We start from the raw sequence: 25,850 nt of genomic DNA, 5'->3' as shown, positions 1-25,850 counted from the left end.
ACAGACCGCACCATCACTGGTGCGTTCTGCCCGTGTGTCATGATGCTTATTTGTATACCTCATCAATCGCAGCCTGGAAAGGTGCCTTGTATTTCTCAATCAGCGTAGATACAGATACTCCTTCTTTGAGCTCTCCATCAAAGTCCCAGAAAGGCAAGGACGGGAATGTGTTATGGTCGAGAACCAGCATGCCTTCTGCAACCTCTCTGGCGTTGTTGATATCTGCTTCATCGGTCAGATGTGTCTCCAGTGTGGATTGGCCCGGATACTCATAGATCGAATCGATCTCATTAATTTTCTCCCAGATGTACATCAGTTGTTCCGGATTCTCTACTGCTTTAGGAATCGTTATAGCCTGGTAACGGGACTCTCCAGAGTGATACGCTGATGCACTTGGACCTTTAGGGAATGGTACAAAACCGATATCGTAATCCTTCATGTCTGTCATAATGCCTTCAACCTCGTACATGGCACCTGAATACATCAACGTATTGCCTTGACGGAAGAACGTGGACGGCTCAGTCCAGTCGCCGCCTTCAGAAGCTCTGCCGACCTTTTCCGTAGCCAGTTTGGACAGGAAATTCAGCGCTTCCTTCGTTTTGGGATCTTCCAGGTTCTGCTTATCCTCTAGGGTCAGGGAAGCCTCGTTCGAATACAGAATCGGTTCAAGCAATCCCGTCTGAGCGAGTCCCCAAGTGTCCAGCTTGCCATCGTTGTTGCGATCCTTGTTCGCTTGTTTGGCAACGCTGAGGAATGTATCCCAGTTCCATTCATCAGCATCTACATATTCCTGCAATGGCTTCAAGCCAAGCTCCTGCATGAGGGTGCGATTATAGAAAATTCCGTTGATAAAAGAAGACTGGTCCTCGGTAAAGCCGTAACCTTTGCCTTCATATTGCATATATTCCTTCGTTGTTTTCTGGTTAAATACTTTGTCGTTTTTAATATAATCATCCACTGGCCACAAGAGATCCTGTTTGGTCAATGCGGGAATGGCATAGTTTTTGCCCAATCTCACCAAATCACCAAGTGGTTCCCCTGCCATCAGCGAAGCAACTACCTTCTCCTGATATTCGCCGAAATCAATGGAAACGTATTCAATATTAAAGTTGTGTTTTTTCTTCAGCGCTTCGAGATTCTCAAGGCGTTGAATGTTGTCCGGGTTGTTCCCCTGTATTTCCATGTCCCACCAAGCAACAACTTTGATCGTTCTGCCGCCCATGTCAAAGTCCATTTCTGGCGTAGAGTTTTCATTCTTTGGCTCGGTTTCTACGGGTGTTTGTTCCTCCTGTGGTGTTGTCTTTTCCGGCTCGGGTTGAGCGGTAGGTGCAGAACTGCATGCAGCAATCACCAACAAAACCGCGAAAACCAGGCTCAGTAGCATGAACTTGTTTTTTCTCATCGTCTTCCCCCCTGATTGTCTTTTGCTCTCACAGTGTATCGCCCAAATGAAAGCGCAAACAACCTGCCAAAATACAGGTGTTTACCCCGGCTGAATATAGATTTCCGTGATTTTGTGCGTACAAATTGCATTCTGGGTTCCAATTGGTAAAGAAATGCACTCTCTACAAAAATATGCACATTGTATGCGCTTTCTTTTATTACCATAATGAAATTAAGTCATCATTGAGTTTAATCTGGCGGATTACAATTCAGCAGAAGGTGAGGTATTGCTTCATGTATGATATTTTACTTGTGGATTTCAGCCGTCGTTTGTGCGGAGAGTTGCAACAGATGTTGCTACGGAGCAAAGCTCAATATACTATCGCAAATTGTGTGTTCTCATCGTCCGAAGCTTTGACCGCATTGTCAGAACGAGACTTTTCCCTTGTTATGGTACATACAGAGAGGTTCGATACCGCGGGGCTCTGGTTATGCAACGAGATTCGAAAGAAAAGTCAGATCCCCATCCTCCTGATGGGTGGAAGAGATCACTTCAGGTTCGTACGCAAAGCCCTTACGTATCAGGTGAATGATTATCTACCGTATCCTGTTAGTCCCTCTTCTTTACTTAACAGTCTGCACGGACTTCGATCCCACCTTGAAACCGATCCGGCACACAAAACGTCGTCGTTCTTCAAAACGCCTGTTCAAATGAATGGTAAACCCATGCACTCCAGTCATGTGATTCGTATCGTCAAAGCCTATGTACGGGATCATCTGAGTGATGAAATCACGCTGAAGAAGATCTCTGATATGCTTCATTTTAACTGTGCCTACCTTGGGCAGAAGTTCAAACTGGAAGAGAAGATGTCTTTCAATGATTATATGCTCCAGCAACGTATGGAAAAGGCCCAGCAACTGCTGTCTTCCACGAATCTGCGAATATATGAGATAGCGATTGAGGTAGGTTATAAGGATATTGATTGGTTCTATAAAAAATTCAAAGCGTACGCCGGATCGAGTCCTAATGCTTATAGACGACAAAAAATCCACACGGCCTAGGGTGGATGCCGATGTGCTATGTTTGTTAAATAACTACAGAAAAACGCAGGAGGTGTTCTCCCTGCGTTTTTTGTGGTTATTTGAGCTAGCCAATTCCTGAGAATTCACAATTAACGTACCAAAAGGGATTCCCGGTATTCTTGGGGGGTCATTCCCGTTATTTTCTTAAAAAGTCGGGTAAACGAATGTGCTGCCTCGTATCCCACTTGGAGTGCGACCTCACGTACCATAAAATTCGGGTTCTGAAGCAATTCTTTGGCTCTTCTTATTCGGCAGTCGTCAATGAACTCGGACAGGTTAATTCCCATTTCCTGCTTAAAGAATCGGGATAGATAGGATGGATTGAAATGATGAAGTTCAGCCAATCTTACTAAAGAAAGATCTTTCTCAAGGTTATCCTTGATGTAACTGCATAAAGAATGAATGACAACGTTAGCGCGTTCCTGTTCATTGGACCTCTTGTACCGGACTAATTCATCGGCAGCACGATACAAAAATTGAACTGCATCCTTCATGCATGTATACTCCCCTAAATGCAGCAAACTTCGTTGATCAGGAATCTTCTGTTGAAGACCCCACCGATTGATTGTCGAATGTAATAATAAAGCCAGATTATAGTAGGTTTCCATTGCACGTTCCATCGTAATCTCCTGCTGCAACAATTCGCCTGCAAGTTCCTCAAATATATCGTAAAAAGGCTGAATTCGCCCCGTTTCCAAATATCCTGACATAATCTCAATCCGGTTTGAGATACGCATGGATTCTTTGGGTACGTCAGATGAGAGGTCATTGCGATGATCCGTGAGCACCATGGATACGCCATCCCCTATTTTCATCCACTGGAGTAATCTCAGACGTTCATATTGTTTGGTTAACTCGGACCATTCGCAGCTTTGACTGCTTAATGAGAATGCAATGGATACGCCAAGAGATACCATGCAAGCTTCCTGTACCAGTTCCAGTGTGCCTTCTAGAAACCGTACAAGTTTATCATTGGACATCTCTTCTTCCTGCTTGGGCTGAATCAACCAGATTGTATCTCCATAATGGTCCGTTACGCTGACGTACGCTGTTCGATCATGCATTAGAGAAGAACCGATAATGCGAACAGATTCTTGGACTTCTGTGAGGTCCGAACCTTTTTCTGGCGGATTATTGAACCGACCCAGTATGAGATAAATTGGCGAGTTTATCTGTAATCTGATATCTCTTTTGAATAATTCGTCCTGCATATCATTAGTAGAAGCCATAACTGCTGTACAATCTTGAAGCAGCTTCCGCAAGTACTCTTTTTGTTGAATCCGTGCAAGCTGAGAGTTGACTTGATGAGAATGTTCCAACAATTCAAGCATGCTGTGACTTTGCCGGATCTCTTCCATCACATCTTCGACAACAGACATCACCTTGTCATAACCTTCCGTTTTGAGCAAGTAACGTACATTGGCCATCTGAAAAGCTTGATAGGCATAATCAAAATCGCTATGTCCTGTCAGAAAAATGACGCGACAATTCGGCCAACTGGCTTGAATTCGCTCTGTCAGTTCCAAGCCACTCATGCCCGGCATGCGAATGTCTGTTAGAACAATATCAATTCTAGAACGCTGCATCCAGGACAATGCTTCTGTAGCAGAGTATGCCTTACATACATCAAGCTGGTCGGGTATATGTCTGGCGAAAGTTTCATAGAGACTATCCGTAATAATCTCCTCGTCATCTACAATCAAAAGTCGATACATTCGTTCTCTCCTTCTTTCCACTGGATTCGAATTGTGACTTTTAATCCTTGCAATTTACTTCTGGATAGGAAAAGGCCACTTCCTTCTCCATACGTCAGGACCAGACGTCGATGGATATTTATTAACGCGGTCATTTCATCCGTACCTCCGTCCTTATGCAAGCGTTGCTGAAGAGCTTCAATATGTTGCTCATCCAACTCGCTTCCATTATCTTCTACGGTAATCTCGGCATATGAACCTTCCATAGTAAACCCGATAATTAGAAGACCGGAGGCCGTATTCTTTTCAAGGCTGTGTTCATATGCATTCTCAATAATCGGTTGAATAATGAGTCTGGGAACGTGAATATGTTCCATCTCAGCAGGGAGTGACCCAAAATCAACTTTGATTCGTCTGGAGAATCGTAATTGTTGAATCTCTGTATAGATCCGTGAATGCTCCACTTCCACTTTCAACTTCACATGATCGGTTTCATTCCGGGTGATGAACCTGAAATATTCGCCAAGCATGTTAGTAAACTGCTCAATACGCTCAGTTTCCCCTGTTCTTGCCAGTGAATTCAGAATAAAGAAGCTGTTGTACAGAAAATGAGGATTAATCTGGGATTGGAGCTGTTTCAACTCGGCCCGCTGCATCATCAGTGTTTTCTTGAAATCCCGGTCGATCAGGGATTGAAGATTTTCAATCATGAGGTTGAAACGGGTGTAGAGGAAGCCGAATTCGTCCTTTCGATTATGCGCGATGGGAACATCAAGCATGCCTCCCTCCATTTTTTTGAATCTTTTCACCAACAACAGTAACGGAATATGAATCAACTTGTAGCTAGAATACAGATACGCCGTGATGGCAACAAATGATGTAATTGCAAACAGCCAAGCCCAATGATAGAACTTGCTAAGCGGTTTGGTGACAATGGCCTCGGGTAGATATGTAGCTACGGATAAGCCAAGGGTGTCCATATGCAACTGACTAACGTGATACATGGTGTCACCCACCTTCATCCGAAAGCCATCCAGTGTACCTTTTATACTGTGCTCACGGTAATTCGCGAGAATAACACTAGCTTGATGGTTATCTGTGATGGCATGCCCCGTTTTGTCCTCAATCAGGAAAGTCGAACTCTCCGGGTACAGATTAAGTCGCGTGAGTTCATTTTGAAAATGATTTGTGTCCAGCTCCACTTGAATGACAAAAAGCGGGGGCTCTCCCCTCGTGCCGGTCAGCCTGACGGCACTGAGGTTCAGGGTGTCCTCTTTCACCGTGAAACGTGTCCCTTTTCCTTGCATGCTTGAACCGAAGTATAGGTAAGAACTTTTATTGAAATCGTCGATGCCTTGGATCGCGGATATACTTTTGCCGACAGAAGGGATATGTACATGAACGTTTTTGATATAAGCAGTGCTGTTCTTAAATGAAGCAAGTCGTTCGGTCAGGTAATTTAATGTATCACGCCGCTCAACCTGATCCATCATATCCCAGAGAATCGCCAGACGATTCAATTTTCGATCCTCAACGATATCAAACTGCTGTAATTCCATCCATTCCATCTCTCTGTTCAATTCCACGACATATTGGTTCAACCGTCTCTCCGTTGACAACGATATTTCCTGGCTTGCATTGTCATAACTCCAATGATACAGATACACTCCAAGAAGAATAAGTGGAAGCACGAATACCAGATAGGTAATTATTAATCGCGCAAATATACTATTAAGCCATGATCTAGCAGGGATCTTGATCAATACGTTCACCTCCAATGCCAAAGGCTGAGTTGGTTCCTTGTATGAATAAAGTGAACATTAGTATTCCTTTGGCTTGCTGGTGCGAAACCACGCGTTAACTTCCGATGTGATCTGATCTCCCCCCAGCTTGCGCCAGTTCTCTACGAATTGATCGAACTCATCGATCGACCTGCCTAGAATAATGTTCATATAGGCTTCAAGCTGAAGATCTCGAAGAATGATTTGTCGATCAACCATGGTATCCGTAATGCCGCCAGTGAACTGGTCATAGAGAAGTTGACCGTTTTGTTCATAAGAATCTGCAATGCTAAAAGCACCCGAAGGCCCATAGGTTTGTTTCCAGCCCCAGCCGCTCTCTACATGGTTCACATCATAGGCTACAATTCGTTTGTGAATGGCGAGAGCTTCATTCTGCAGAGCAGAGTAGTCCCCTGTAATTCTGGCATCCCGAATTTGTTTGTAAGCATCTATATTTTTATTACCGGGAAAAGGAGTCACCGGTGAAAGCATCCACACCGCTTTGGAGTCATCATTGTAGTATGTTTCATACTGTGCCTGATCCCCCCAGTTGATGTCCAGATGCAGATTCATGAGCTTAACCACGACCTCTGGATTAGAGAAGCCTTTTTTTACAGCAAAGTATTGACCAGTGTTGGAACGTAGCGGAACAAACAGACTCTGGTCAGACTTTGCAACAATGGGATATGCCTGCCATTCTACATCGTTATCCGTTTCACGGGTGGTCTGAAGCATAAAGGATGTCCACTGTTCCCCGTAGAGCATCCCTATCTTTCCATCCTGAACCATTCTAGACGCCTTGCTCCCACTCTTATAGCCAAAATCCGGATCAAGCTGGCCTTCACGATACATCGTTTGCAATGCCTTCAGAGCCTCTCGGACTTCAGGCTGGATACCTCCATAAGTGAGTTTTCCTTCCGCATCTTTAACCCATATCGTAGGATAGGCACCGTAGCCTGACATCAGTCCTGCAGCTCCCATAACTGGATCCCATAGATGGTTCGTTAGCGCAAGTCCGTACGTATCCTGCTCTCCGTTTCCGTCTGGATCTCCTTCTGTAAACGCTTTCGAAATCTGAAGAAGGTCTTCCATCGTTTCAGGTGGCCGCAGCCCCAGATTCTCCAACCAATCGGTTCTAATCCACAGATATTGTGCAGTCTCAATAGAGGAAGAAGATTCGGGAATAGCCATCAATTTGCCGTCAATGGTTGCCGCATCAAATGCTCCTGTTCCCTCTGCCTCTAATATACTCTTCGTAAGTGGTGAAGCATGCTCTTGGTACACACGGGTTAAATCTTCAATCAATCCAGCGTTGCTCAGTTGTCTAAGTTGATATGGATTTACTTTGACCACATCAGGGAAACGTCCTGCAGCAAGGGATACACCCAATTTCTGATTGTACACATCTCCATTAGCAATCCAGTCGTAGTGAATCTGAATTCCTAGCTCCTTCTCATACAAACGAGTCCAGCGATTATCCAGCATCGTCTCCCCAGGCAACTGGCTAATCATACGCTCAAGGTCATCTCCGGTTTCCCTGACAAAAGAGACTACTATGGGAGGAGAATATTTCTCATACAACGCGGGAAGTTGGATCTGCTGCCCATCTGGCTGCGAATGATGTTGTTTGGAATTTCCATCGGTATGACCTGCTGGTATCGACACAGCAAGGAACAGAATAAAGGTCCATTTTGTTATGTCCAGACATCTCTTATACATGACGACATGCCCCCAGTTCGGTTTGAACAACTCTTTTCTCTCTGTCAACTTTGAATCCTTATCATTGTACAACAACTTGTAATTATTGAATACGAAAAGCCGCCGTTGGGCGGCTTTTACATATGTTCATTGTTTCTCTTCCGGATTAATCACACAATATTCGAAATTCGAAAAGTCAGCTGTTCCTCCAACCATTTGGGTTGAATATACAAACAACCCCGTTCGGCAACCCATAAAATGATCCAGTTTATATATCATCTTATGGACAATCCCGATATCTCTCCATTCCATCCCATCGAAGTAGGCAAAAGAACACTCATCCAGATTGTTCTCAAAATTTCCGGATGCTTTTAGTTTAACTACTGGACCTGACACAGGGATACGTTCATGCTCCGTAGCTGGCTCCTGGTCAATCAGATTACCAAATATGGTCGAGTCCTCACCATCTCTAGCATGCATGACCAAGTAAAACTGGTTATCCTGCTTCGTAAGAGCGATCATTCCGTATGAACCAATCAGAAAGCACAGCCCGGCATAGTCGCCATTATTCAGACGGCTGCCATCAAGCGTAACGATTGCTTCGCAAGCGGGCCCCATTGAACGCTGGGTTAGTGTGTTGACGGCGAATGTCAGATTCGGGCTGATCTGTCCCGTCCGAACACGATAAACCCCGGGTTTCTCTGTGACAGACCAGAGTTCTTGATTAGGGGTATGATTCCATTGCCAAAAGTCATGGAGGCGTATTCTGCCATCTTCTTCGGCTTCATAATTGAAATTGTCGCTACCTATTAACGGATTATAACGGTGCTCTGGTCTGGTGCTCGGAATATCAATCTGCTTTGGAGCTTTGCTCGCAAATATCGGAATACCTTGATCGAAATGGAGTGGAACCAAAACAGGAATTCGCCCTACGGCCCCATGATCCTGAAACAGCATTGCGTACCAGTCCCCATTCGGCGTATCCACGATGCCACCCTGAGCAACACCAGAATTAAAATAATCCATATCGTCATTAAATACTTCTCCACCAGTGAAGACATCTTCCAGAGATTCAGCCACGTAACAAGCCTGTGTTCTCCGGCCGGAAGCTTTCGTAATATGAATTAGGAACACAATATATTTGCCATTGATCTTGTAGAAATGTGCTCCTTCATAACCAAGGTGATAAGGCTGCTCTTCTTTTACAATCAAGCGATGCACTCCACCCGGTTTGGGACCGGTCAGATCAGAGCTTAATTCAGTCAGATAGATCTCGGTATTCCCGTACACAAGATACACTCGTTCATCATCGTCGAAAAATAAAGAGCAATCATGGTAAAATCCCTCCACTACTTGCTTCTTCCACTCACCTGCGATGGAGGTCGACGTGTACAAGTACGTTTTACGGGTATCATTTGCGACAAAAATGACATAGAACATGCCTTTATGATAACGAAGGGATGCGGCCCACATGCCTTTACTATATATTTGCTGACCATTTTCCAGCCGTTGCGCGGGTGTATCGTCCAGTGTGTCGTACACATAGGTAGCTACTTCCCAATGGATCAGATCATATGAACGCAGAATGACACATCCCGGCATCATATGCATGGTTGTACTAACCATGTAATATGTGTCCTCTACACGAATCACGTCAGGATCTGGGTAATCGGCCCAAATAATCGGATTTGGATACATGCTTTAATTACACCTCATTTTTTCTATTAAACTGCCATTCTCTCAAAAGGATAGTTGAGCTGTCTGTTGTACTTCTAAAGATAATGTACAAGTCTTGCACACCTTGCGCACCCGTAACTTTGGTTGTTACTTCCATCCATTGAAGCGATTCGGTGGCGGGCTGAACAATCAGTTCTCCAATTAAAGGTCCGTCCGTGCGATCCATACGGAGCTCCAACGTACCTTCGGTTCCTTGATTCGAAATCATGGCTGAGAAGGTAGAAGGTCCTCCACTTTCAAAATCAGCCTTGGATATAGCTATCCAGCTTTCATTTTGCAGCTTGGCGGCAATGATATTCGAATCTGACAGAGACATCTCACCCGAGACCGGATATTGCTCAGTGGATACTCTGCTACTCCATCCAATCGTGGAACCCGTTACCCGCGCATAGGGATTGAAGTACTTGATTTGATCCACGCCCTGATAATCTGCATGTACTTTCTTAATCTTCCCCGTAGCCGCATCATGCTCGACTCGATTCAGATGTGTTGAACGGTAACCTTCGGGGATATTCATGGCTTGGCATAATGTCTGGGCATGATAGGCAATGTACCACTGATCTGCCAGTTGAAATATAGCCTGGTGGTTGTTGCCGCCAATATCAAAGAAGTGTCCGGGATTCTGAAGCAGCGTGCCCTGATATGTCCATGGACCCATTGGTTGAACGCTGGTCATATATGCAATCTCACCAGGTGGCGGGCTGCCCTCTGGCCGATCTCCCTTGTCAAAATTGGAACAATACGTATAGTAGTAATTATTATTATATTTATGTATCCCTGAGCTTTCAAACATATAAGGCGCCTGAATAACCTTAGCTGTACCAACAACACTGATCATATCGTCTCCCAACCGCATAACTCTTGCCGTATCAGGTCTTCCTGCTTTCCCTTCCGGAATACCCCCACCAAAGTAAAGGTAAGCCTGATGATCATCATCTACAATTACAGCTGGATCGAACAGCCAGGTTACGTCTTCCACTCCCGGAGTCTCTCTTGTAACAAGTGCTTTTCCGATGGGGTCTACCCATGGACCTACAGGTGTTGGTGCAGACAATACCCCGATTCCACTGGCGTTGTTAGCGAAATATAGAAAGAAGCAATCCTCGCCATCCAAGATTTGATGAGCAGCTGCCGGGGCCCATGATTGCGAAGCCCATGTTGCTGCACCTTGAGGTCCGGCAACTCTGATCTCCCCATGATCAGTCCAGTTGATTAAGTCATCTGAGGAAATGACCGTAATCCGGTTGATTGAACTATAGCTGTTTTTCTGAGGAAGACCATCCTTATCATATTCAAGCTTATCACTTGTCATATATAAGTAGACTCTATTGTTAAATACCAGAGCATAGGGATCGGCTCCGAATTTGTGGGCCACCAAAGGGTTCCCGTTTGGACGAAGCTTTCCAATCTCCCCTAGATTGGCTGCCTGGTCTTGCTTTTGCTCACCTGAATGTGGTGTAGTATGTTGATTCATCGAATTAATCCCCCTAATAATCGTTATTCGTTACGTCTTTTATAAGAAAGCGTTTGCAATACAAAAGGTATCATGATAGGATGATTACATTTTAAGGTAAGCTGAGTACAATTTCATTGCGTTAACCGCTCTATTTATTGCGTGAAATGACGGGAGGTACTTCATGAGTGGATCCTCTGAGTGTTTTTACGATCCCATCCAGCCTGAACTCTTATATCTGCACCGCGTAACAACGTATAAGCTGGAAACGATCTATCATCGCCATAATGCATATGAGATTTACCTGTTCCTACGTGGCAATGTCCACTTTTATGTAGAAAATCGATGCTATCATGTGCAACCGGGGGATTTGCTTGTGATGTCACCCGAGGAGATGCACCGAGCCTTTATTCTGGATGAATCCGAGTATGAACGCATTACAATCAATCTCAAAAAAACATACCTTTATCAGCTGTCTACACCATCAACTAATCTGTTGTCATGTTTTGATCATCGCCCCAAAGGAAAGGGCAATATCGTACATTTGGACGATCAAAGCTTGAAAATGATGATGCAATGGACTAACGAACTGGAGGAACTGCTTGCTTCGGATGCTTATGGCACGGACATCAAGATTAATGCAGCGGTAGCCCAATTGTTGGTTTTGGTTAACGTTTGGTTTCACAACAACTCATTTGTTCCCAATGACATCATGCCCGAGCTGGTTCGTGAAACGATGGATTATATTGAAATTCATCTAAATCAAGATATTACACTTCGCAAACTTGCCGATGCATTCTATATGAACAGCACATACATCAGCAGACAATTCAAAAAGCATACCGGACTAACAATCCGCTCCTATATTTTGGGTCGTCGTATAGAACGGGCCAAATTCCATCTGTCTGATGGAATGAGTATTACGGATGCGTGCTTTCAATCAGGCTTTAGTGACTATGCCAATTTCATTCGCAGTTTTTCCAAAATGGTCGGCATCTCCCCCGGTAAATATATCAAACAAAGACGTGATGCAACGGAAGTCTTACTAAAATAATGACAAGTTCATTCAATGTAAACTGAAAACATCGAGCCATGCAGAACGGCTCGATGCTTTCTAGTTCTTGACGTATTTATCTTCGGATCTGTAAACCAACCATTATTGTGATCATATCCGATAGTTAATTGACCTCTTTTCCCGTCCACAATCTAACACGATCTTTAATCCACTCTGAGTACTGCTGTTCCATCCCAACTGCACCTGCTTTATCAAGTTCTGAAATCATATTGTCATATATGCCTTCAAAGGCACTCGGAGAGGATGTAATTGCTTCCGCAATCCGTTTCTGGATAATATCTTGTGTCTTCTGATACACCACGTTATAATCTCCGCTATCCGTAGGAATCGGCATATTATAAGCAGCACCCCATTCTCTCACCGGGAACTCATCTCCGTTAGGGAAGAGCTCCTTCCAATTTGTAATGCCGTAACCTTTCAGCGTTTCTTTTTCAATATCAGAGTAACCTTCCTGGATCTGCTCAGGATAGTTGGTTGTATAATAGTTGTCCGTTGAATCTTTGACACCGTCTCCATAATGAGCACCAAAAATAGTGTATAAGTTTATACCGGTTTCTTTGCTGAATGTGCTATTGTCCTTGTTTTTACGCTCCTGAATATCTGCTGGTATTTTGCGAACTCTGTCTTCCACAACGTAATGTTCACCTTCAATCCCCCAGTTCCTCAACACTTGACCTTCCTCAGAAGAAAGCCAATCCAGGAATTTGATGGCCCGGACAGGGTCTTCAGCATTAACGGTTATGCCGATACCATATCCATCAAAGCCCATATTCTGAAAATCTTTGCGTTGAAAGCTGTCATTCAGCGTTACCGGATAGAATCCGTAAGTCATGTCGTCCTTGCCAGCACTTTTAAGGGCATTTTCCGCATCGCTGAATCCCCAAAGCGGATCAAGCACCGATAGAACACGTCCACTGGCGATTTTGGACTTATACTGATCATCCTTTTGTACAAAACTGTCTTTATCCACTAGACCTTCATTATACATTTTGTTCAACCAACGGAAATATTCCTTCTCCTCAGGACGCTTATAATGAAGAACAGCTTCATATGTGTCTGGGTTAATGAAATATTCACCATCCCCAGGTCCTCCAGTTGCCATCACAGCCGGATCGGTAACGGTGATCATTCGCCGCCATCCATCTGCACTGAGTGTCAGCGGGATTGTCGGTTGGCCATCATCGGTAGTTGGATTATTTTTATAATACTCACGCAGGACATTTTCATAATCCTCCAAGGTTTTGATCTCGGGGTATCCAAGCTCTTTGACTACTCGGTGCTGAATAGCAGCACCATTCGTGGCATCGAAGCTTTCTTGATCAATTGCACCATTCGTTGGAATCCAATATATGGATGGGTCTTCATTGCTATATTTCAAGCGATTAAACTGCTCACCATAGATTTTTTTCAAATTGGGTGCATGTTCTTCGATCAGATCCGTCAGATCAATCATTGCACCAGCATCAACGAGTCTGCTCAGGTTACCTTTAGGGAATATTAAATCCGGGTAATCACCGCTGGCGGCCATAAGGGATATCCGGTCGTTTCCTCCTCCGCTTGAGATATCGAATTCTGCATTAAGGGTTACACCCGTTTCTTCCGTAATTTTCTTCCCTACAGCATCCTGCATATTGTTCCAGTTAGGACTTGCATCTGCTCCAAAGAAGGTAAACGTAATCGGACTGTTGGGGTCACTGGTATTCGATTCGGAATTCTCTGCAGCGTTTCCGCAACCTGCGGAAACCAGCACAACACTCGTTACGAGACATGCTCCTAGCATTTTTGAAACGGCTCTCATTATTTTTCTGCCCCCTAAATGGTGTTAGTTGTAATAATTAATCCAGACATTAAGATGGTTCGCTATGGAGTGGTATACGCTTACATATTCAACCGCTAGTGTACAATTACACTCCCGCCTAACCTATTCCATGCTTAAAGTATAAGGAAGTCTACTAACCCCAACCTTGATTATTAAGCCATGAAAATAGCATGATCTAGACATGGGTCTGAGTAGAATCTGATGAGAATCTGAAGACCAAAAAAGCGATGGTTGCCCATCGCCTCATCACACCAAACATATTTTCAATAATATAATTCCAACGTAAATCCTTGGATCTCCGCTTCAACTTCCCGCAACAATTCGATGACTTGATCTGCGTAATCTCCAAGAATTTCTTTGCTCTTCTCGAAGCCAAGCCATTGAACGGTAAGCGGCATGCTTACAGCCCCGGTTAAGACATCCCACAGCGCGTCCAGATTGCCTCCGTAGTTCTCGTCTAACTCAAGCTGATTCCGAAGTACTTGATGCAATTCTTCCTTGCTGTGAATGTGGTATCCGTCAATCTGAATATTGCTCATATCATGACCTCCGTTTATTTTAACTGTTCAAATGACTTGTAATGATCTGTCGTCTTATAGATCAAACCGTCATTCGAGTATAGAATTCGGTCGCTTCCGCGCCGTCCTCCTGTGTAATTGATATCGGCTTCATACCATATCCGGCCTTTTTTGTTAGGGAGTAGTCCTTCTCGGTTCCCGAACACGTCACCGCCGATGCTTTTACCTGGAGCCACTTCATGTAAATTTCCTTCACTGGCTTCCCATCCCAGATCCCTGGCCTCTTTCTTGGTGATATAGCTGGGTGGGAGCTCTTTATACTTTGAGATATAATTGGCAACCTCATCGAATCCCATATCCTCCGAAACTTGATTTGATCCGACGTCCAGTAAAGACTCTGATGTACAACCGGAGAACAATAATGCGGCGAGGATGATTACTAATGTGTACGCGAATTTTCTGAAAAACATAATCTTTTCTCCTTTAGATGTTCTTACTCTGCTGTCTACCGTTTATAAGCCTATCATTGAATTGAGATTCAATCAATAAAAGCAGTTAGTCCTGCTTCATAGTAGCACAGAGTTATCCTTCAACTAAAAAAGCCGCTAAAATAGCGACTTTAAGCGCATCACGAATCATGATCATTCGACACATGTATTATATTATTTTAATTTATCCATCCAGTTCCGCAATGCTACGACAACCTCTTCCAACTGCTCTTCTTCCGCAGTAGCAGGCTGATTGTCTCCTTTTTGCATACCGTATGAGCCGAATTGACCGTGATTCCCACCCTCAATACTGATGTATGTCGTGTCTTCTGGAAGATTTGCTTTGGCGTTCTCCCAGTCTTCCCTGTTAAGCACCCCGTCATCCGAGCCTGTAATCTGTAAGATAGACAAGTCCGTATTCTTCAAGCTACCTCCTTCATCTGCATAAGAAGCCAAGAAAAAGACGCCTTTCAACTTCTCCGTATGCTCGGCAGCATACCGTGATGCGAATGATCCTCCCAATGAATGACCGCCAATAACAAATGCTTCATCGGGATGTTCCTCAATAAAGGAATCAGCCTTGTTCTGACCGAAAATCGCCAAGTTTATTGGCATATTCGCGATGTATACGCGGTGTCCCTGTTCTGCCATTGCTCTGGCAAGCGGAGAATAACTTTCAGGTTCAACCAGACCGCCCGGATAAAAAATAATATTCGGTTCAGTTACCTCTGTACCCACGGGTTCAAACCGGTAACCGTCCTTAATCTTGGTGATATTAACCTGTGCATCACTTGTCATTGCCGCTTCAGCTCGTTCAGAAGGACTATACGTAACCGAATTAACATATACGAAAGCTCCGGCTACGATGATAACGATGGACAAAATCGTCCACGTGATTATCTTCTTCCATTTGTTTGTACGTTGTGCTGTTTTCAATCCTAAAACCACCTTGTCATGAGGATAATGTGTTCTTATTTTAACTCTTCATAAATTATACTTACCGGTAAGTATAATTACAAGATGATTTTGCTAACCATCGTTATTTGTCATAAACTATTCATGGAGGGAAGTCCAATGACAGAAAAATCACACAAACGTTTGCCTGGAAGACCCAAACATGGCGATGACGATATCTCCATTCAGCAAACCATCATACATACAGCTTCAAAGCTGTTCATGGAGTATGGCTACGAAGCAGTTACACTTCAGCAAATTGGCAAAGCATGTAACGTGTCAAAACCAACCATTTATTATCATTTCACCAGCAAGCCAGAGCTGTTTAAAGTTGCCTTCACAACGATGCTTCAGAATGTGAGCCGATTAACCTCGCATATGCTCGATCAATCCGAGAGTCTGGAGTCGGGGCTTGTGTGTTTGGCAGAGGCCAGACTGGCCAATCCACATGCAGAGATTGTAACGATGCTCCGAGAAGCTGAGCCTTTTCTTGACCAGGTCCAGATTCAGGACATACGGGATGCAGAGCATCATATTCACGAAGTGTTAGCCATTCATTTTCAACGGGCAATGGATGAAAACAGACTACGGATGGACGATCCGTTTTTTCTGGCAGAGACCTTCTCGACCATGATGCTAATGGGTAATCGGGAAGATAACCTGAATAAATATGGTTCCAATTTATCATTAGGCCAGAGACTAGTGGATATTTTCATTCGCGGAGCGCAGTGAAATTGATTCTGCTTGAGAAGAGAAATTCTACCCTATATAAGCATGATAAACGCAAAGGAAGGTGTAGTATTGGAAATACTACCATGGCAAGAGGTTCATTTAATACTTCCTCTTCTCATAGAGATCAAGAATAAAGCTGTATTTGTGTATTCCGTACTTGAGCAAAGACAACAAGGAACTGTATTCGTAAATAACAAGCACAACATAACTTCAGCCCTGATCACAAGCTGTGGTGGTTTTTACTGTTTATTGGGGACGGCAAGCAATCGAAAATTTAATGATGACGTCATTCGATTTTTAATAAACAAAGAGAATCATAAAATAGATTTTTATGCACTGGCACTATTTTCGGAAGATTGGATCGATTTACTTGATAACTATGAATTACCGAACGCAAAGAAAATTAAACGCACATATTTTTCGTTCAATAAGATGAAGTTTACCGAGAGATACCAAGGAGATACTCACACTTTAGATAAACACTTTAAGCTCGTAGAATTAAATCCATCCATCGCAACGAAGTACATTAATGATTTTTACTCCTACTATTCAATTGTATGGGACTCTGTACTGCACTTTATTGCTAATGGTATTGCGCATTTTATTACTCGAGATAGTGAAATTGTTAGCGTCTGCTCTTCTCCGTATGTAGGTGGTGGTTATGCGGAGATCGATATCATCACACTTGAGGAACATAAGATGCAAGGATTGGCTACAGCTGTCGGTGTTCGGTTTATTCAAGAGTGTATACACAAAGGATTAGTACCGAACTGGTGCTGTCACGCTGATAACATTGAATCATTACATATGGCAAACAAGCTTTGTTTTGATAAGATCGAGGAGCAACCAATGTATTGGTATAACGCATAAATGCGCAAAATTTGGGGCAACAAGGAGAGCTGATATGAATATCCCCAGAGGAACTTATGGGTTTCGATTCGCCGAAGACAAAGAGCTCCAACTGTGTGTACTCTATGCAGCTGGAAGTGATTCAATAACTGAACCTTCTTATCATTGGGATGGACTTGAACGTTCGGACGGGCCTCTTCTATTATTCCAATACACAACTTCGGGTGAAGGTGTATTTGAGTCAAACAATTGCATACATCATGTTTCCGCAGGACAAGCTTTTTTGGCAGAAATTCCAGGAGCACATCGCTATTACTATGATTCAGCATCAAAAGAACCTTGGGAGTTTCTGTTCCTGTTGTTCAGGCCCACTCTTATTCTGTCCCATTGGCGAAAATTCCTTCGGGAAGCGGGAGAAGTTCCCTATCTCCCCGTTGATTGTACACCCATCCGATTGTTGCGTATGATCGTGACTGATGCGGCGGCAGGCAGAATCACTGATCCTCTGATTGCATCATCCAGCGTATATCAGTTCATGACAGAATTGACCCGCTTACAGAGGACAACATTACGCAACAGGGAGAATTGGTCTGAAAACATTCAAATAGCCGTTGAATACATAGAGAACAATTACTCCAAGATGATCAGTATTGATCACCTTGCCGAGTATGTTTCCCTTTCCAAATATCACTTTATACGTCGCTTTTCCTCCAGTACAGGCTTGACTCCAGGTGCTTATCTCACCCGTGTACGTACCGAGAAAGCTTTGGAACTGCTGCGCGGAACTACTCTTAGCATTGAAGTCATCGCCGAACAAGTTGGTTATTCCAGTGGAAGTTATTTTATCAAAGCTTTTCGCAGTATAACCGGGGTCACGCCAGGCGAATTTCGAAGCGGTGGTGAAAGCCTTGTGTACCGTAAATTATTCTTCGACTAACCGCAATATTTTGCTATTACACACTCAACATTACTGTAGATATTAATAAAATCCTTTATTATGATGAATTTAGCGAGAGCAATAATTAATCAGTAGAGGAGTATTCCCATGAATCATACGCTTGTAGCATCAACTCCACCGCTTGGCTGGAACAGTTGGGATTGTTACGGTGCGGCTGTTACGGAAGACGAAATTCGTGGCAACGCGGAGTACATGGCAGAACATCTTAAAGACTTCGGCTGGAGCTATATTACGGTAGACATTCAATGGTACGAGCCTTTGGCCAATTCTTCGCAATATCGTCCATTCGTTCCACTAATCATGGATGAATATTCACGGCTTATGCCTGCTGAGAATCGGTTTCCCTCTGCTGCAGGTGGACAGGGATTTAAGCCATTAGCCGACTACGTTCATAGTCTGGGGTTGCAATTTGGCATTCACATCATGCGGGGTATTCCACGTCAAGCTGCACATGCAGGGACTTCAATCTTGGGCACAACCGCCACTGCGCGCGATATTGCTCATCCGAACTCCATCTGTCCGTGGAATACGGATATGTATGGTGTCGATAGCTCAAAAGAAGGCGCACAGGCCTATTACGATTCGCTCTTTGAATTATATGCCCAATGGGGCGTTGACTTGGTGAAGGTAGACGATATCGCTGCTTCCAGGCTCTATGATACTCATCAGCCCGAGATTGAGATGATATCCAAAGCGATTGAGCGCTCCGGGCGCCCCATGGTACTGAGTCTCTCTCCTGGGCCTGCTCCGGTGGAATACTCGGAATTCTTAGCCGCACATGCAAACATGTGGCGTGTTACGGATGATTTCTGGGATCTTTGGCCGCTGTTATTGGATATGTTTGATCGCTGCCGGACGTGGCAAGGGGTTCCCCAAGCTGGCTGCTGGCCAGACTGTGATATGTTGCCATTGGGTCATATCGGTATCCGTTCTGTAGACGGTGGTGGAGCGGATCGCTGGACTCGGTTCACACCTGACGAGCAATTAACGATGATGTCACTGTGGAGTATCTTCCGTTCCCCGCTCATTTTTGGTGGTGAACTGCGAGATAACGACGAATGGACGCTGTCCCTGTTAACCAATCGTGAGGTTCTGCGAATGCATCGCGAGAGTTACGGAGCCAGAGAAGCCTTACGCCAAGAAAATCTTATTGTATGGACTGCCCAACATGCGGATGGTTCCGCTTATGTCGCTGTATTTAACCCAGGAGAGAACCCCCTTCCCGTGGATCTGTCTTTTGATAAAATCGGACTATCCGGTATTACCGAAGGTAGCGAATTGTGGAGCGGGGATGCGGCTGAAATTACACTGAATTCTTTAACTACAACTGTGCCAACACACGGTGTACGTCTCTATCGGTTTTCTTAAGCTTCAATAAGAAAAAGAGAGGTCTGTCATTCATTAGGCAGACCTCTCTCATTTTATGTTCATCCTTAAGATGAACTCGACTGATGAACAGTTTTGGACATACGTCCAAATTGAAGCATATATAGCATAGTCATCGCAATAACAAACAAGGCGAGCACAATAAATATATTACTGTACACAAAAGCTGTCTTATTTTGAAGCAGAGGGTTAAGTTGAAGCGTTGCTGTTCCCCCGTCAAGAACCTTTCCTAAGGCAGCAGTAGACACAGACACTGCAATGAAGTTAAACATGGATAGTAGCCCCATCCCTATTCCAATTTGCTCTCTGGGAAGCGTCTGAGCAATGGTATTTGAGACCGCAATTTGCATATAAGACTGACCCAGAACACCAAAAACAAGAAAAAAGGAAATCAAGACCGGTGTAGCACCTACAACTAACGATAAGCTTATAAAACCAACAACAAGTAGTGAAGATGCCGTATACAGTAAAAAAGGATTCCCTTTTTCATCCGCGAGCCTTCCACCTCTGCGTCCGAGAAGTGCAGCTACGAGCGCAGAAGGTAGCATAATGACACCTGTCCATGCTGGGGATAGACCATGTACTTCCGAGAGCAATTGTGGCGTAGTAAATGGAATCGCAGGACTGATAGCGACCAGAAGGAATGCAATTCCCATTCCAGCTGAATAGGCTTTGTTTTGAAATAAGGCCGGTTTTACAAACGGCACTTCCGCATAACGAATACGCACCATGAACAGTAGCAATAAGATAATCCCGGTTAGTAGGAACCATGCATTAGATTGGGTTAATGAAAGCAAAAGTGTAGCAACTGTTCCTGCTAATAACGCTCCACCCAAATAATCCATTTTTTCACTGCCGCCTTTTTCATCATCCAGGTATTTTCGATAAAAAGGAAGCGTAGCAAGAGAAAGTAATGGGATCACAAAAAGAAATTCCCAACTCAAAGCGCTCGATACAAATCCGGCCACGATTGGAGCAAGGGCATTTCCAATAGCTATACCAATGGCAGAGGTACCCAAGGCTTGCCCGCGTTGCTCCGGTGCGAAGTATCGAACGGGAATAATCATGGCCAATGCAGGTATGACCGCTGCACCAGCAGCCTGCACGATCCGTGCGATAATAACCATCCAATACTCTGTTGCCACCATCCCCAGAAGAGAGCCTGCTGCCAATATCCAAAGACCAAACGAAATTAGAACCTTCATGCTGTATTTATCGGTAAGTTTCCCGTAAGTCACTGTACCAATCGCATATACAACTAAATAACCTGTAACGATCCAGCTCGATTGAGAAGCAGTAAGTTGGAACTCTTCGCCAATCACAGGTAATACAACATTAAACATCATTCCATTCATGACTGATATAATCAGTGTAAAAACAAGAACACGGAGTAATAACGCTTCTTTATTGGTGTTCATCATACTCTCCTCAATTCTTTTGAATATATTTAGTCTGTCAGTACTTACTGTCATTAAAAAGCTTAAAAAAACTAGGGAGTTAATGCCCTAGTAAACGTCCATACACTCTCTGTAATGATGCCTTCCAATGAGAGCCCTGGAAAAAGTACTTCTTCTTCGAGATTATTTATGAATACACCATAATTCAATGACATGAATGAAAAAGCTTGCAGTTCAGGATTGATTTTAGCCAACTTTCCTTTATCATACATGATATTAAAGTAATTGGTTAGAATATCCAAAAGTTGTTTAGGATGCTTCACCGTTCTCTCTCTATAACCGGGTAAATTCTCTACTTCCTTGAGGCTAATCATAAACAATTTTCGATTACGGTTCATGATATTATGATATGTCTTGCTGATTAGCAACAAATCTGTATACAGATCCCATACCAGTTTTTCATTGAAGATCCTTGTCATCTCTTCTGCATAATGATATTGGTCAAAGGCAGTCTCTAACAAGTTTTGTTTAGTTTTAAAGAGACGAAACAAGGTTTTCTCACTTAGTCCGGCTGTTGTGGCTATTTCCTGTGTCGTCACACTTTTATAGCCTTTTTTTGAAATTAAATCGATGGCCGTCAACATTAATTTTTCTTTACTGCTAAGATTACTGCTGATGGACATGTTTATATCCCTCCTTCCTGTATGTCAGTATTCACTGTCATTGATGCAATGTTAACTAAAGAACTTTTTATTGTCAAGGTGTATTTCCAATAGCACTTGAAAGCACAAAAAAAGCCGCTAATTTAGCGACCTGGACGGAACTATGATCTTATAATTTTGATTACGAATCGACAAACAACCTTCATAATGCCCTTCATATTCATAAATCCATTTTCTTGATGGAGACGACGGCTTTTCCTTTCACACGGCCTTCTCCAATATCCCGAAAGGCTTGAGCCGCTTCGCTTAACGCATACTCCCGATAAACAATCGGCACGACTTCTCCTGATTCAACAAGTTCTCTCCACACCTCTTGATCCTCATGATTCGGTTTATGGATAAGAAGCATTATTTTCTTATGTTCAAGTCTGGCAATGAACGGTGCACATATCAGATTGAGAAGAATACGGGGCATTGGGCCTCCGATCATTACGTACCTGCCTCCACTACCTAGTGCACGTTTCAAAGCAAAAACCGAGTGCTTTCCGATGACATCCAGAATCAGGTCGTATTGTACACCTACAGCAGTGAAATTCGCTTTCCTGTAATCCAACACATAGTCAGCTCCCACAGCAAGTATCATGTCGAGCTTTTCAGCACTGTCAACGCCAGTCACCTCAGCCCCAAGCAATTTGGCATATTGGATGGCATATGTTCCGACTCCGCCACCGGCGCCATTAATCAGAACACGCTGCCCCTTTTGCAGCTTTCCCCGATCACGTAGACCTTGCAAAGCCAGAACGGCTGCTTGAGGAATAGCAGCTGCCTGCACATAGTCGATACCGGTTGGCTTGAGTGTCAAGGCCTCCTCAGCCGCACATACATATTCCGCGAATCCCCCCCACCCGCAACCGGAAAGATCTCCGAACACCTCGTCTCCTGGTTTGAACCGTGTAGCAGATGCTCCAACGGCGATTACGCGCCCTGCGACGTCTACGCCAAGAATTCGATAACGCGGCTGCCTTGCCGCGCCGATGCGGTTAACGAATGGCTTTCCACGAAGGAGATCCCAATCCCATGAATTTAACGAAGTCGCATGGACCTCAATTAACACTTCATGATCCTTGGGCATAGGGACAGATACTTTTTCCAATCGCAGGACTTCTGGTGTTCCATAGGTATCATATACCAATGCATTCATGAAGTTATTTCCCGATTTTTGGGGTAATCCAGCATGATACGTTTTTCCGCCCATGATCAGTCTCCATTCGATAGACATAGTTGTATCCATGGTCCATTACGCATACCCAATCTTCCTGTCAAACAACGGATACGTTGATATATATTCAGCGGTTTCACTTGTAGAAGATTTGTAATGTTGGAATACTTAAAATGCGAGATCATCCATGGCATGAACGGCAAGATGAAATGCTTTCATTCTTCTTTCCAGAAGAGTCTTTTGAGGGCTACCTTCTTTGGCCTTGGCATACATGCTCTCAAGGGATGGAAACAATCCAATCAAGACAAGACGGGCTTCTGTTATATCTTCCTTCGTGTATGAATGAGCTTTTTGATTCCACTGTTTATCCAACAAAGCTAGACCAATGTAAAAAGCTTGGAGACGTCTCTGTAGCAATGTTGTGTTATTACTATTCTGAGTCATATTCACTAAGGCATTTTCCGATTTGCGGATGGTTGATTGAAAGGCTTTGATGGATTCCAGTTTGTCTTCCTGTGACACATTTTCCATGGAGTACAGACCTCGCTTTCTTGCTTGATTTGGTATTCAAATATATTAAATTAAATCACCTCATAAATATAACAAAAAAAGCCGCTAAAACTAGCGACTTTCAATGTGAAAACTGTATAGTCTTGATCAGTTCTAGAGTACCTTTTCCAAAAAGCTGATCGTCCGTTCATTCTTCGGATTTCCAAATATTTGTTCAGGGGTACCCTGCTCGACAATATATCCACCGTCCATGAAGATGACGCGATCAGCTACTTCACGTGCAAAACCCATCTCGTGTGTAACAATGATCATCGTCATGCCCTCACTCGCAAGATCTTTCATAACCCCCAGAACTTCGCCTACCATCTCTGGATCAAGCGCCGAAGTCGGTTCATCAAATAACATCACATCCGGGTTCATGGCAAGCGCACGAGCGATAGCAACCCGTTGTTTTTGCCCACCCGAGAGTTGACTGGGGAAACTATCCGCTTTATCAGACAACCCGACACGATCGAGTAAGCTAAGGCCCGTTTTTCGAGCCTCTTCTGCGTTTAAAACCCCTAATTCTCTTGGCGCAAACATTATATTTTTCAAGACGTTAAAATGAGGGAATAAGTTAAAATGTTGAAATACCATGCCGATATTTTCACGCGCTTTGTTAATGTTGGTTTTAGGATCATTGAGGTCCTGATCATCCACGATAACTCGACCTGCTGTGATATCCTCCAATTGGTTGATGCAGCGCAAGAAGGTACTTTTTCCTGAGCCGGAAGGTCCGATGACACAGACGACTTCTCCTTCGTTAACCGCTACATCAATTCCCTTGAGAACCTGATTCGAGCCGAAACTTTTCTTTAAACCTTCAACTTTAATTTTAGCCACGACGAACCTTCACCTCCAGATAATCAGCAACTTTGGTCAATGTGATGATAACAATCAGATACATAACCGCAACCGTTAACCAAATGTCAAAAGAGGAGAACGTTCTTGCGATGACAATTTTACCCGATTGTGTCAACTCTACAAGACCAATAACGGATAGGATGGACGTATCCTTCAGCGTGATCACCATCTGGTTAATGAAGGACGGAATCATAACCCGCACCGCCTGCGGAATAACGATCTTGATCATAGCTTTGCGATAAGGAAGTCCCAATGAACGCGCTGCTTCCATCTGACCACGATCTATCGATTGAATCCCGCCACGAATAATCTCAGTCACATATGCTCCTGCGTTCAAACTAAGTGTCAGAATAGCCGCCAAGAACAATGGCATCGTGAAGCCCATCGCCTGTGGAATTCCGAAATAGATAAAGAATGCCAGGACAATCAGCGGAATACCGCGGAAGATATCTACAAATACAGTGGCAACACCACGTAGGAATTTGTTCTGTCCCACCTTCATGAATCCGAATATCAAACCAATGATAAACGCGAAGAACAGTGACACAATCGTATATATAAGTGTGTTCCCCAGACCTTTAAACAAGGCAGGAAGAGATTTCTGAATGAGCTCCCAGCGACCTTGATTGGCGACTTGGGCATTCTCTCCAACATATTCCGCAATAATGCGCTCATACTCACCGTTAGCTTTGATATTCACGAGACCAGCATTGAACATCTCCAGAAGTTCCTGATTTTTATCCTTACTTACCGCAAATCCGTAGGAAGCCCCGTCTTCTTTGTCAGTAACCACTTTCAGACCATTATTCTGTTTTACCCCGAATTTTAGTACAGGTTCATCTTCAAAACAGGCGGCTGAATTACCGGTCTTAACATCATCATACATTTGGGAAGAATCGTCGAATGGGACAATGGTAAATCCATATTTCGAGGCGATTGACTCAGCAAAGCTGTACCCCTCTGTACCCGTTTTCACGGCGACCTTTTTACCACGAAGATCCTCATAGCTCTTTATGGTATCATTATTCGCGCTAATACCCATGACTACGCCTGAATCATAATATGGCTCTGAGAAATCAAATTTTGCTTTTCTTTCATCCGTAATACTCATGCCTGCAATGACACCATCAACCTGATTGGCCTCAAGTGCCTGTACAGCTGCGTTAAATCCGAGAGCTTTGATTTGGTACTTGAAATTTTGGTCTTTGGCGATGGCATCCAGCAAATCCATATCAATACCTACATAATCACCATTCTCGTCTTGATATTCGAATGGAGCAAATGTGATATCGGTTCCGATAATATAAGTTTTACCTGAATCGGATGCTGCAGCAGCGTTCCCAACCCACCCTGATAGACCGCTCACCAGGAGCAGCATCAGTGAAAGTATAAAAAATGAGATCTTCGTTGTTTTCATGTGTCCTCCCCGTCTCGGTTGTCCGAATAATCATTATTTTCTTTGGAATCGGTATTACTGTTATGCTTCTTGTCGATCTTCTTCACATTTGATTGTTATTATTTACTGTATATTAACAATCAATGCCCTGCCTT

The 25,850-nt window shown here is 43.8% G+C and carries 22 protein-coding genes; 6 read left to right on the top strand and 16 right to left on the bottom strand.

All coding sequences use genetic code 11. The annotated features are described in order from the left end of the window. Positions 1 to 46 precede the first annotated feature (46 nt). Entirely contained in the window at positions 47 to 1,402 is a 1,356-nt protein-coding gene (locus MKY85_RS14515; RefSeq protein ID WP_339242676.1) for an extracellular solute-binding protein, read from the bottom strand. Positions 1,403 to 1,677: 275 nt separating this feature from the next. Between MKY85_RS14515 and MKY85_RS14510 the strand changes: the two genes are divergently transcribed. After that, the gene (locus MKY85_RS14510; protein WP_339242674.1) at positions 1,678 to 2,445 is read left to right on the top strand and encodes a helix-turn-helix domain-containing protein; all 768 of its coding nucleotides are present in this window, start codon (positions 1,678 to 1,680) and stop codon (positions 2,443 to 2,445) included. Between the two features lie 110 nt (positions 2,446 to 2,555). On the opposite strand, the gene MKY85_RS14505 is transcribed toward MKY85_RS14510, so the two are convergent. The 5 genes from MKY85_RS14505 to MKY85_RS14485 form a co-directional block, all read right to left on the bottom strand. Further along, complete coding sequence (locus tag MKY85_RS14505; RefSeq protein WP_339242673.1) at positions 2,556 to 4,181, bottom strand: response regulator; 1,626 nt, start codon at positions 4,179 to 4,181, stop codon at positions 2,556 to 2,558. Beyond that, the gene (locus MKY85_RS14500) at positions 4,166 to 5,932 is read right to left on the bottom strand and encodes a histidine kinase (RefSeq protein WP_339261421.1); all 1,767 of its coding nucleotides are present in this window, start codon (positions 5,930 to 5,932) and stop codon (positions 4,166 to 4,168) included. The genes MKY85_RS14505 and MKY85_RS14500 overlap by 16 nt, the downstream gene beginning before the upstream one ends. A 48-nt stretch (positions 5,933 to 5,980) precedes the next feature. Next, positions 5,981 to 7,660, bottom strand: a complete 1,680-nt coding sequence (locus MKY85_RS14495) for an extracellular solute-binding protein (RefSeq protein ID WP_342573133.1) — start codon at positions 7,658 to 7,660, stop codon at positions 5,981 to 5,983. Between the two features lie 126 nt (positions 7,661 to 7,786). Beyond that, positions 7,787 to 9,337 carry a glycoside hydrolase 43 family protein gene (locus tag MKY85_RS14490; protein ID WP_342573131.1) on the bottom strand — a complete coding sequence of 517 codons (1,551 nt, stop codon included), beginning with the start codon at positions 9,335 to 9,337 and terminating at the stop codon, positions 7,787 to 7,789. A 7-nt stretch (positions 9,338 to 9,344) separates the two neighbouring features. Next, entirely contained in the window at positions 9,345 to 10,850 is a 1,506-nt protein-coding gene (locus MKY85_RS14485; RefSeq protein WP_342573129.1) for a glycoside hydrolase family 43 protein, read from the bottom strand. Positions 10,851 to 11,013: 163 nt separating this feature from the next. On the opposite strand from MKY85_RS14485, the gene MKY85_RS14480 reads away from it, so the two are divergent. Continuing rightward, complete coding sequence (locus MKY85_RS14480) at positions 11,014 to 11,883, top strand: AraC family transcriptional regulator (protein WP_339261161.1); 870 nt, start codon at positions 11,014 to 11,016, stop codon at positions 11,881 to 11,883. A gap of 124 nt (positions 11,884 to 12,007) precedes the next feature. On the opposite strand, the gene MKY85_RS14475 is transcribed toward MKY85_RS14480, so the two are convergent. The 4 genes from MKY85_RS14475 to MKY85_RS14460 form a co-directional block, all read right to left on the bottom strand. After that, positions 12,008 to 13,702 (bottom strand): ABC transporter substrate-binding protein, encoded by a 1,695-nt coding sequence (locus MKY85_RS14475; RefSeq protein ID WP_342573128.1) that lies wholly within the window; start codon positions 13,700 to 13,702, stop codon positions 12,008 to 12,010. Positions 13,703 to 13,986: 284 nt separating this feature from the next. Beyond that, positions 13,987 to 14,262, bottom strand: coding sequence for a barstar family protein (locus tag MKY85_RS14470; protein ID WP_339242661.1), 276 nt, complete (start codon positions 14,260 to 14,262; stop codon positions 13,987 to 13,989). Between the two features lie 14 nt (positions 14,263 to 14,276). Beyond that, positions 14,277 to 14,711, bottom strand: coding sequence for a ribonuclease domain-containing protein (locus MKY85_RS14465; protein ID WP_342573125.1), 435 nt, complete (start codon positions 14,709 to 14,711; stop codon positions 14,277 to 14,279). A gap of 192 nt (positions 14,712 to 14,903) precedes the next feature. Beyond that, on the bottom strand, positions 14,904 to 15,665 hold the full coding sequence (locus MKY85_RS14460) for an alpha/beta fold hydrolase (protein ID WP_342573123.1): 762 nt from the start codon (positions 15,663 to 15,665) through the stop codon (positions 14,904 to 14,906). 138 nt (positions 15,666 to 15,803) lie between these two features. Here MKY85_RS14460 and MKY85_RS14455 point away from each other — a divergent pair, with 138 nt between their 5' ends. From MKY85_RS14455 to MKY85_RS14440, 4 genes are all read left to right on the top strand, one after another. Then, complete coding sequence (locus tag MKY85_RS14455; protein ID WP_342573122.1) at positions 15,804 to 16,415, top strand: helix-turn-helix domain-containing protein; 612 nt, start codon at positions 15,804 to 15,806, stop codon at positions 16,413 to 16,415. A gap of 69 nt (positions 16,416 to 16,484) precedes the next feature. Further along, complete coding sequence (locus tag MKY85_RS14450) at positions 16,485 to 17,285, top strand: GNAT family N-acetyltransferase (protein ID WP_342573121.1); 801 nt, start codon at positions 16,485 to 16,487, stop codon at positions 17,283 to 17,285. 34 nt (positions 17,286 to 17,319) lie between these two features. Then, positions 17,320 to 18,201, top strand: coding sequence for an AraC family transcriptional regulator (locus MKY85_RS14445; RefSeq protein ID WP_342573120.1), 882 nt, complete (start codon positions 17,320 to 17,322; stop codon positions 18,199 to 18,201). Positions 18,202 to 18,309: 108 nt separating this feature from the next. Beyond that, positions 18,310 to 19,590 carry a glycoside hydrolase family 27 protein gene (locus MKY85_RS14440; RefSeq protein ID WP_342573118.1) on the top strand — a complete coding sequence of 427 codons (1,281 nt, stop codon included), beginning with the start codon at positions 18,310 to 18,312 and terminating at the stop codon, positions 19,588 to 19,590. A 65-nt stretch (positions 19,591 to 19,655) separates the two neighbouring features. Here the strand turns inward: MKY85_RS14440 and MKY85_RS14435 are convergent, their stop codons facing one another. The 6 genes from MKY85_RS14435 to MKY85_RS14410 form a co-directional block, all read right to left on the bottom strand. Then, positions 19,656 to 21,026, bottom strand: a complete 1,371-nt coding sequence (locus tag MKY85_RS14435) for an MFS transporter (protein ID WP_342573371.1) — start codon at positions 21,024 to 21,026, stop codon at positions 19,656 to 19,658. Positions 21,027 to 21,097: 71 nt separating this feature from the next. Continuing rightward, the gene (locus MKY85_RS14430) at positions 21,098 to 21,688 is read right to left on the bottom strand and encodes a TetR/AcrR family transcriptional regulator (protein WP_339242651.1); all 591 of its coding nucleotides are present in this window, start codon (positions 21,686 to 21,688) and stop codon (positions 21,098 to 21,100) included. Positions 21,689 to 21,887: 199 nt separating this feature from the next. After that, a complete protein-coding gene (locus MKY85_RS14425) occupies positions 21,888 to 22,922 on the bottom strand; it encodes an NAD(P)-dependent alcohol dehydrogenase (protein WP_342573117.1) in 1,035 nt (344 codons plus the stop codon). A 132-nt stretch (positions 22,923 to 23,054) separates the two neighbouring features. Further along, positions 23,055 to 23,417, bottom strand: a complete 363-nt coding sequence (locus tag MKY85_RS14420) for a hypothetical protein (protein ID WP_342573114.1) — start codon at positions 23,415 to 23,417, stop codon at positions 23,055 to 23,057. Positions 23,418 to 23,549: 132 nt separating this feature from the next. After that, positions 23,550 to 24,278 (bottom strand): amino acid ABC transporter ATP-binding protein, encoded by a 729-nt coding sequence (locus tag MKY85_RS14415; protein WP_339242646.1) that lies wholly within the window; start codon positions 24,276 to 24,278, stop codon positions 23,550 to 23,552. Continuing rightward, positions 24,271 to 25,716, bottom strand: a complete 1,446-nt coding sequence (locus MKY85_RS14410) for an amino acid ABC transporter substrate-binding protein/permease (protein WP_342573111.1) — start codon at positions 25,714 to 25,716, stop codon at positions 24,271 to 24,273. The genes MKY85_RS14415 and MKY85_RS14410 overlap by 8 nt, the downstream gene beginning before the upstream one ends. Between the last annotated feature and the right edge of the window lie 134 nt (positions 25,717 to 25,850).

The sequence above is a fragment of the Paenibacillus sp. FSL R5-0749 genome (assembly GCF_038595085.1).
In the GTDB taxonomy this organism is placed as follows: domain Bacteria; phylum Bacillota; class Bacilli; order Paenibacillales; family Paenibacillaceae; genus Paenibacillus.
Note: the sequence above shows the minus strand (reverse complement) of the source record. Positions and strands in the feature narration are given on the sequence as shown.

What these genes read in the sequence shown, in the direction of transcription:
- MKY85_RS14515 (WP_339242676.1), bottom strand. Translation starts at nt 1,402, where the DNA reads ATGAGAAAAAACAAGTTCATGCTACTGAGCCTGGTTTTCGCGGTTTTG.
- MKY85_RS14510 (WP_339242674.1), top strand. Translation starts at nt 1,678, where the DNA reads ATGTATGATATTTTACTTGTGGATTTCAGCCGTCGTTTGTGCGGAGAG.
- MKY85_RS14505 (WP_339242673.1), bottom strand. Translation starts at nt 4,181, where the DNA reads ATGTATCGACTTTTGATTGTAGATGACGAGGAGATTATTACGGATAGT.
- MKY85_RS14495 (WP_342573133.1), bottom strand. Translation starts at nt 7,660, where the DNA reads ATGTATAAGAGATGTCTGGACATAACAAAATGGACCTTTATTCTGTTC.
- MKY85_RS14490 (WP_342573131.1), bottom strand. Translation starts at nt 9,337, where the DNA reads ATGTATCCAAATCCGATTATTTGGGCCGATTACCCAGATCCTGACGTG.
- MKY85_RS14485 (WP_342573129.1), bottom strand. Translation starts at nt 10,850, where the DNA reads ATGAATCAACATACTACACCACATTCAGGTGAGCAAAAGCAAGACCAG.
- MKY85_RS14480 (WP_339261161.1), top strand. Translation starts at nt 11,014, where the DNA reads ATGAGTGGATCCTCTGAGTGTTTTTACGATCCCATCCAGCCTGAACTC.
- MKY85_RS14475 (WP_342573128.1), bottom strand. Translation starts at nt 13,702, where the DNA reads ATGAGAGCCGTTTCAAAAATGCTAGGAGCATGTCTCGTAACGAGTGTT.
- MKY85_RS14470 (WP_339242661.1), bottom strand. Translation starts at nt 14,262, where the DNA reads ATGAGCAATATTCAGATTGACGGATACCACATTCACAGCAAGGAAGAA.
- MKY85_RS14465 (WP_342573125.1), bottom strand. Translation starts at nt 14,711, where the DNA reads ATGTTTTTCAGAAAATTCGCGTACACATTAGTAATCATCCTCGCCGCA.
- MKY85_RS14455 (WP_342573122.1), top strand. Translation starts at nt 15,804, where the DNA reads ATGACAGAAAAATCACACAAACGTTTGCCTGGAAGACCCAAACATGGC.
- MKY85_RS14445 (WP_342573120.1), top strand. Translation starts at nt 17,320, where the DNA reads ATGAATATCCCCAGAGGAACTTATGGGTTTCGATTCGCCGAAGACAAA.
- MKY85_RS14440 (WP_342573118.1), top strand. Translation starts at nt 18,310, where the DNA reads ATGAATCATACGCTTGTAGCATCAACTCCACCGCTTGGCTGGAACAGT.
- MKY85_RS14435 (WP_342573371.1), bottom strand. Translation starts at nt 21,026, where the DNA reads ATGAACACCAATAAAGAAGCGTTATTACTCCGTGTTCTTGTTTTTACA.
- MKY85_RS14430 (WP_339242651.1), bottom strand. Translation starts at nt 21,688, where the DNA reads ATGTCCATCAGCAGTAATCTTAGCAGTAAAGAAAAATTAATGTTGACG.
- MKY85_RS14425 (WP_342573117.1), bottom strand. Translation starts at nt 22,922, where the DNA reads ATGGGCGGAAAAACGTATCATGCTGGATTACCCCAAAAATCGGGAAAT.
- MKY85_RS14420 (WP_342573114.1), bottom strand. Translation starts at nt 23,417, where the DNA reads ATGGAAAATGTGTCACAGGAAGACAAACTGGAATCCATCAAAGCCTTT.
- MKY85_RS14410 (WP_342573111.1), bottom strand. Translation starts at nt 25,716, where the DNA reads ATGAAAACAACGAAGATCTCATTTTTTATACTTTCACTGATGCTGCTC.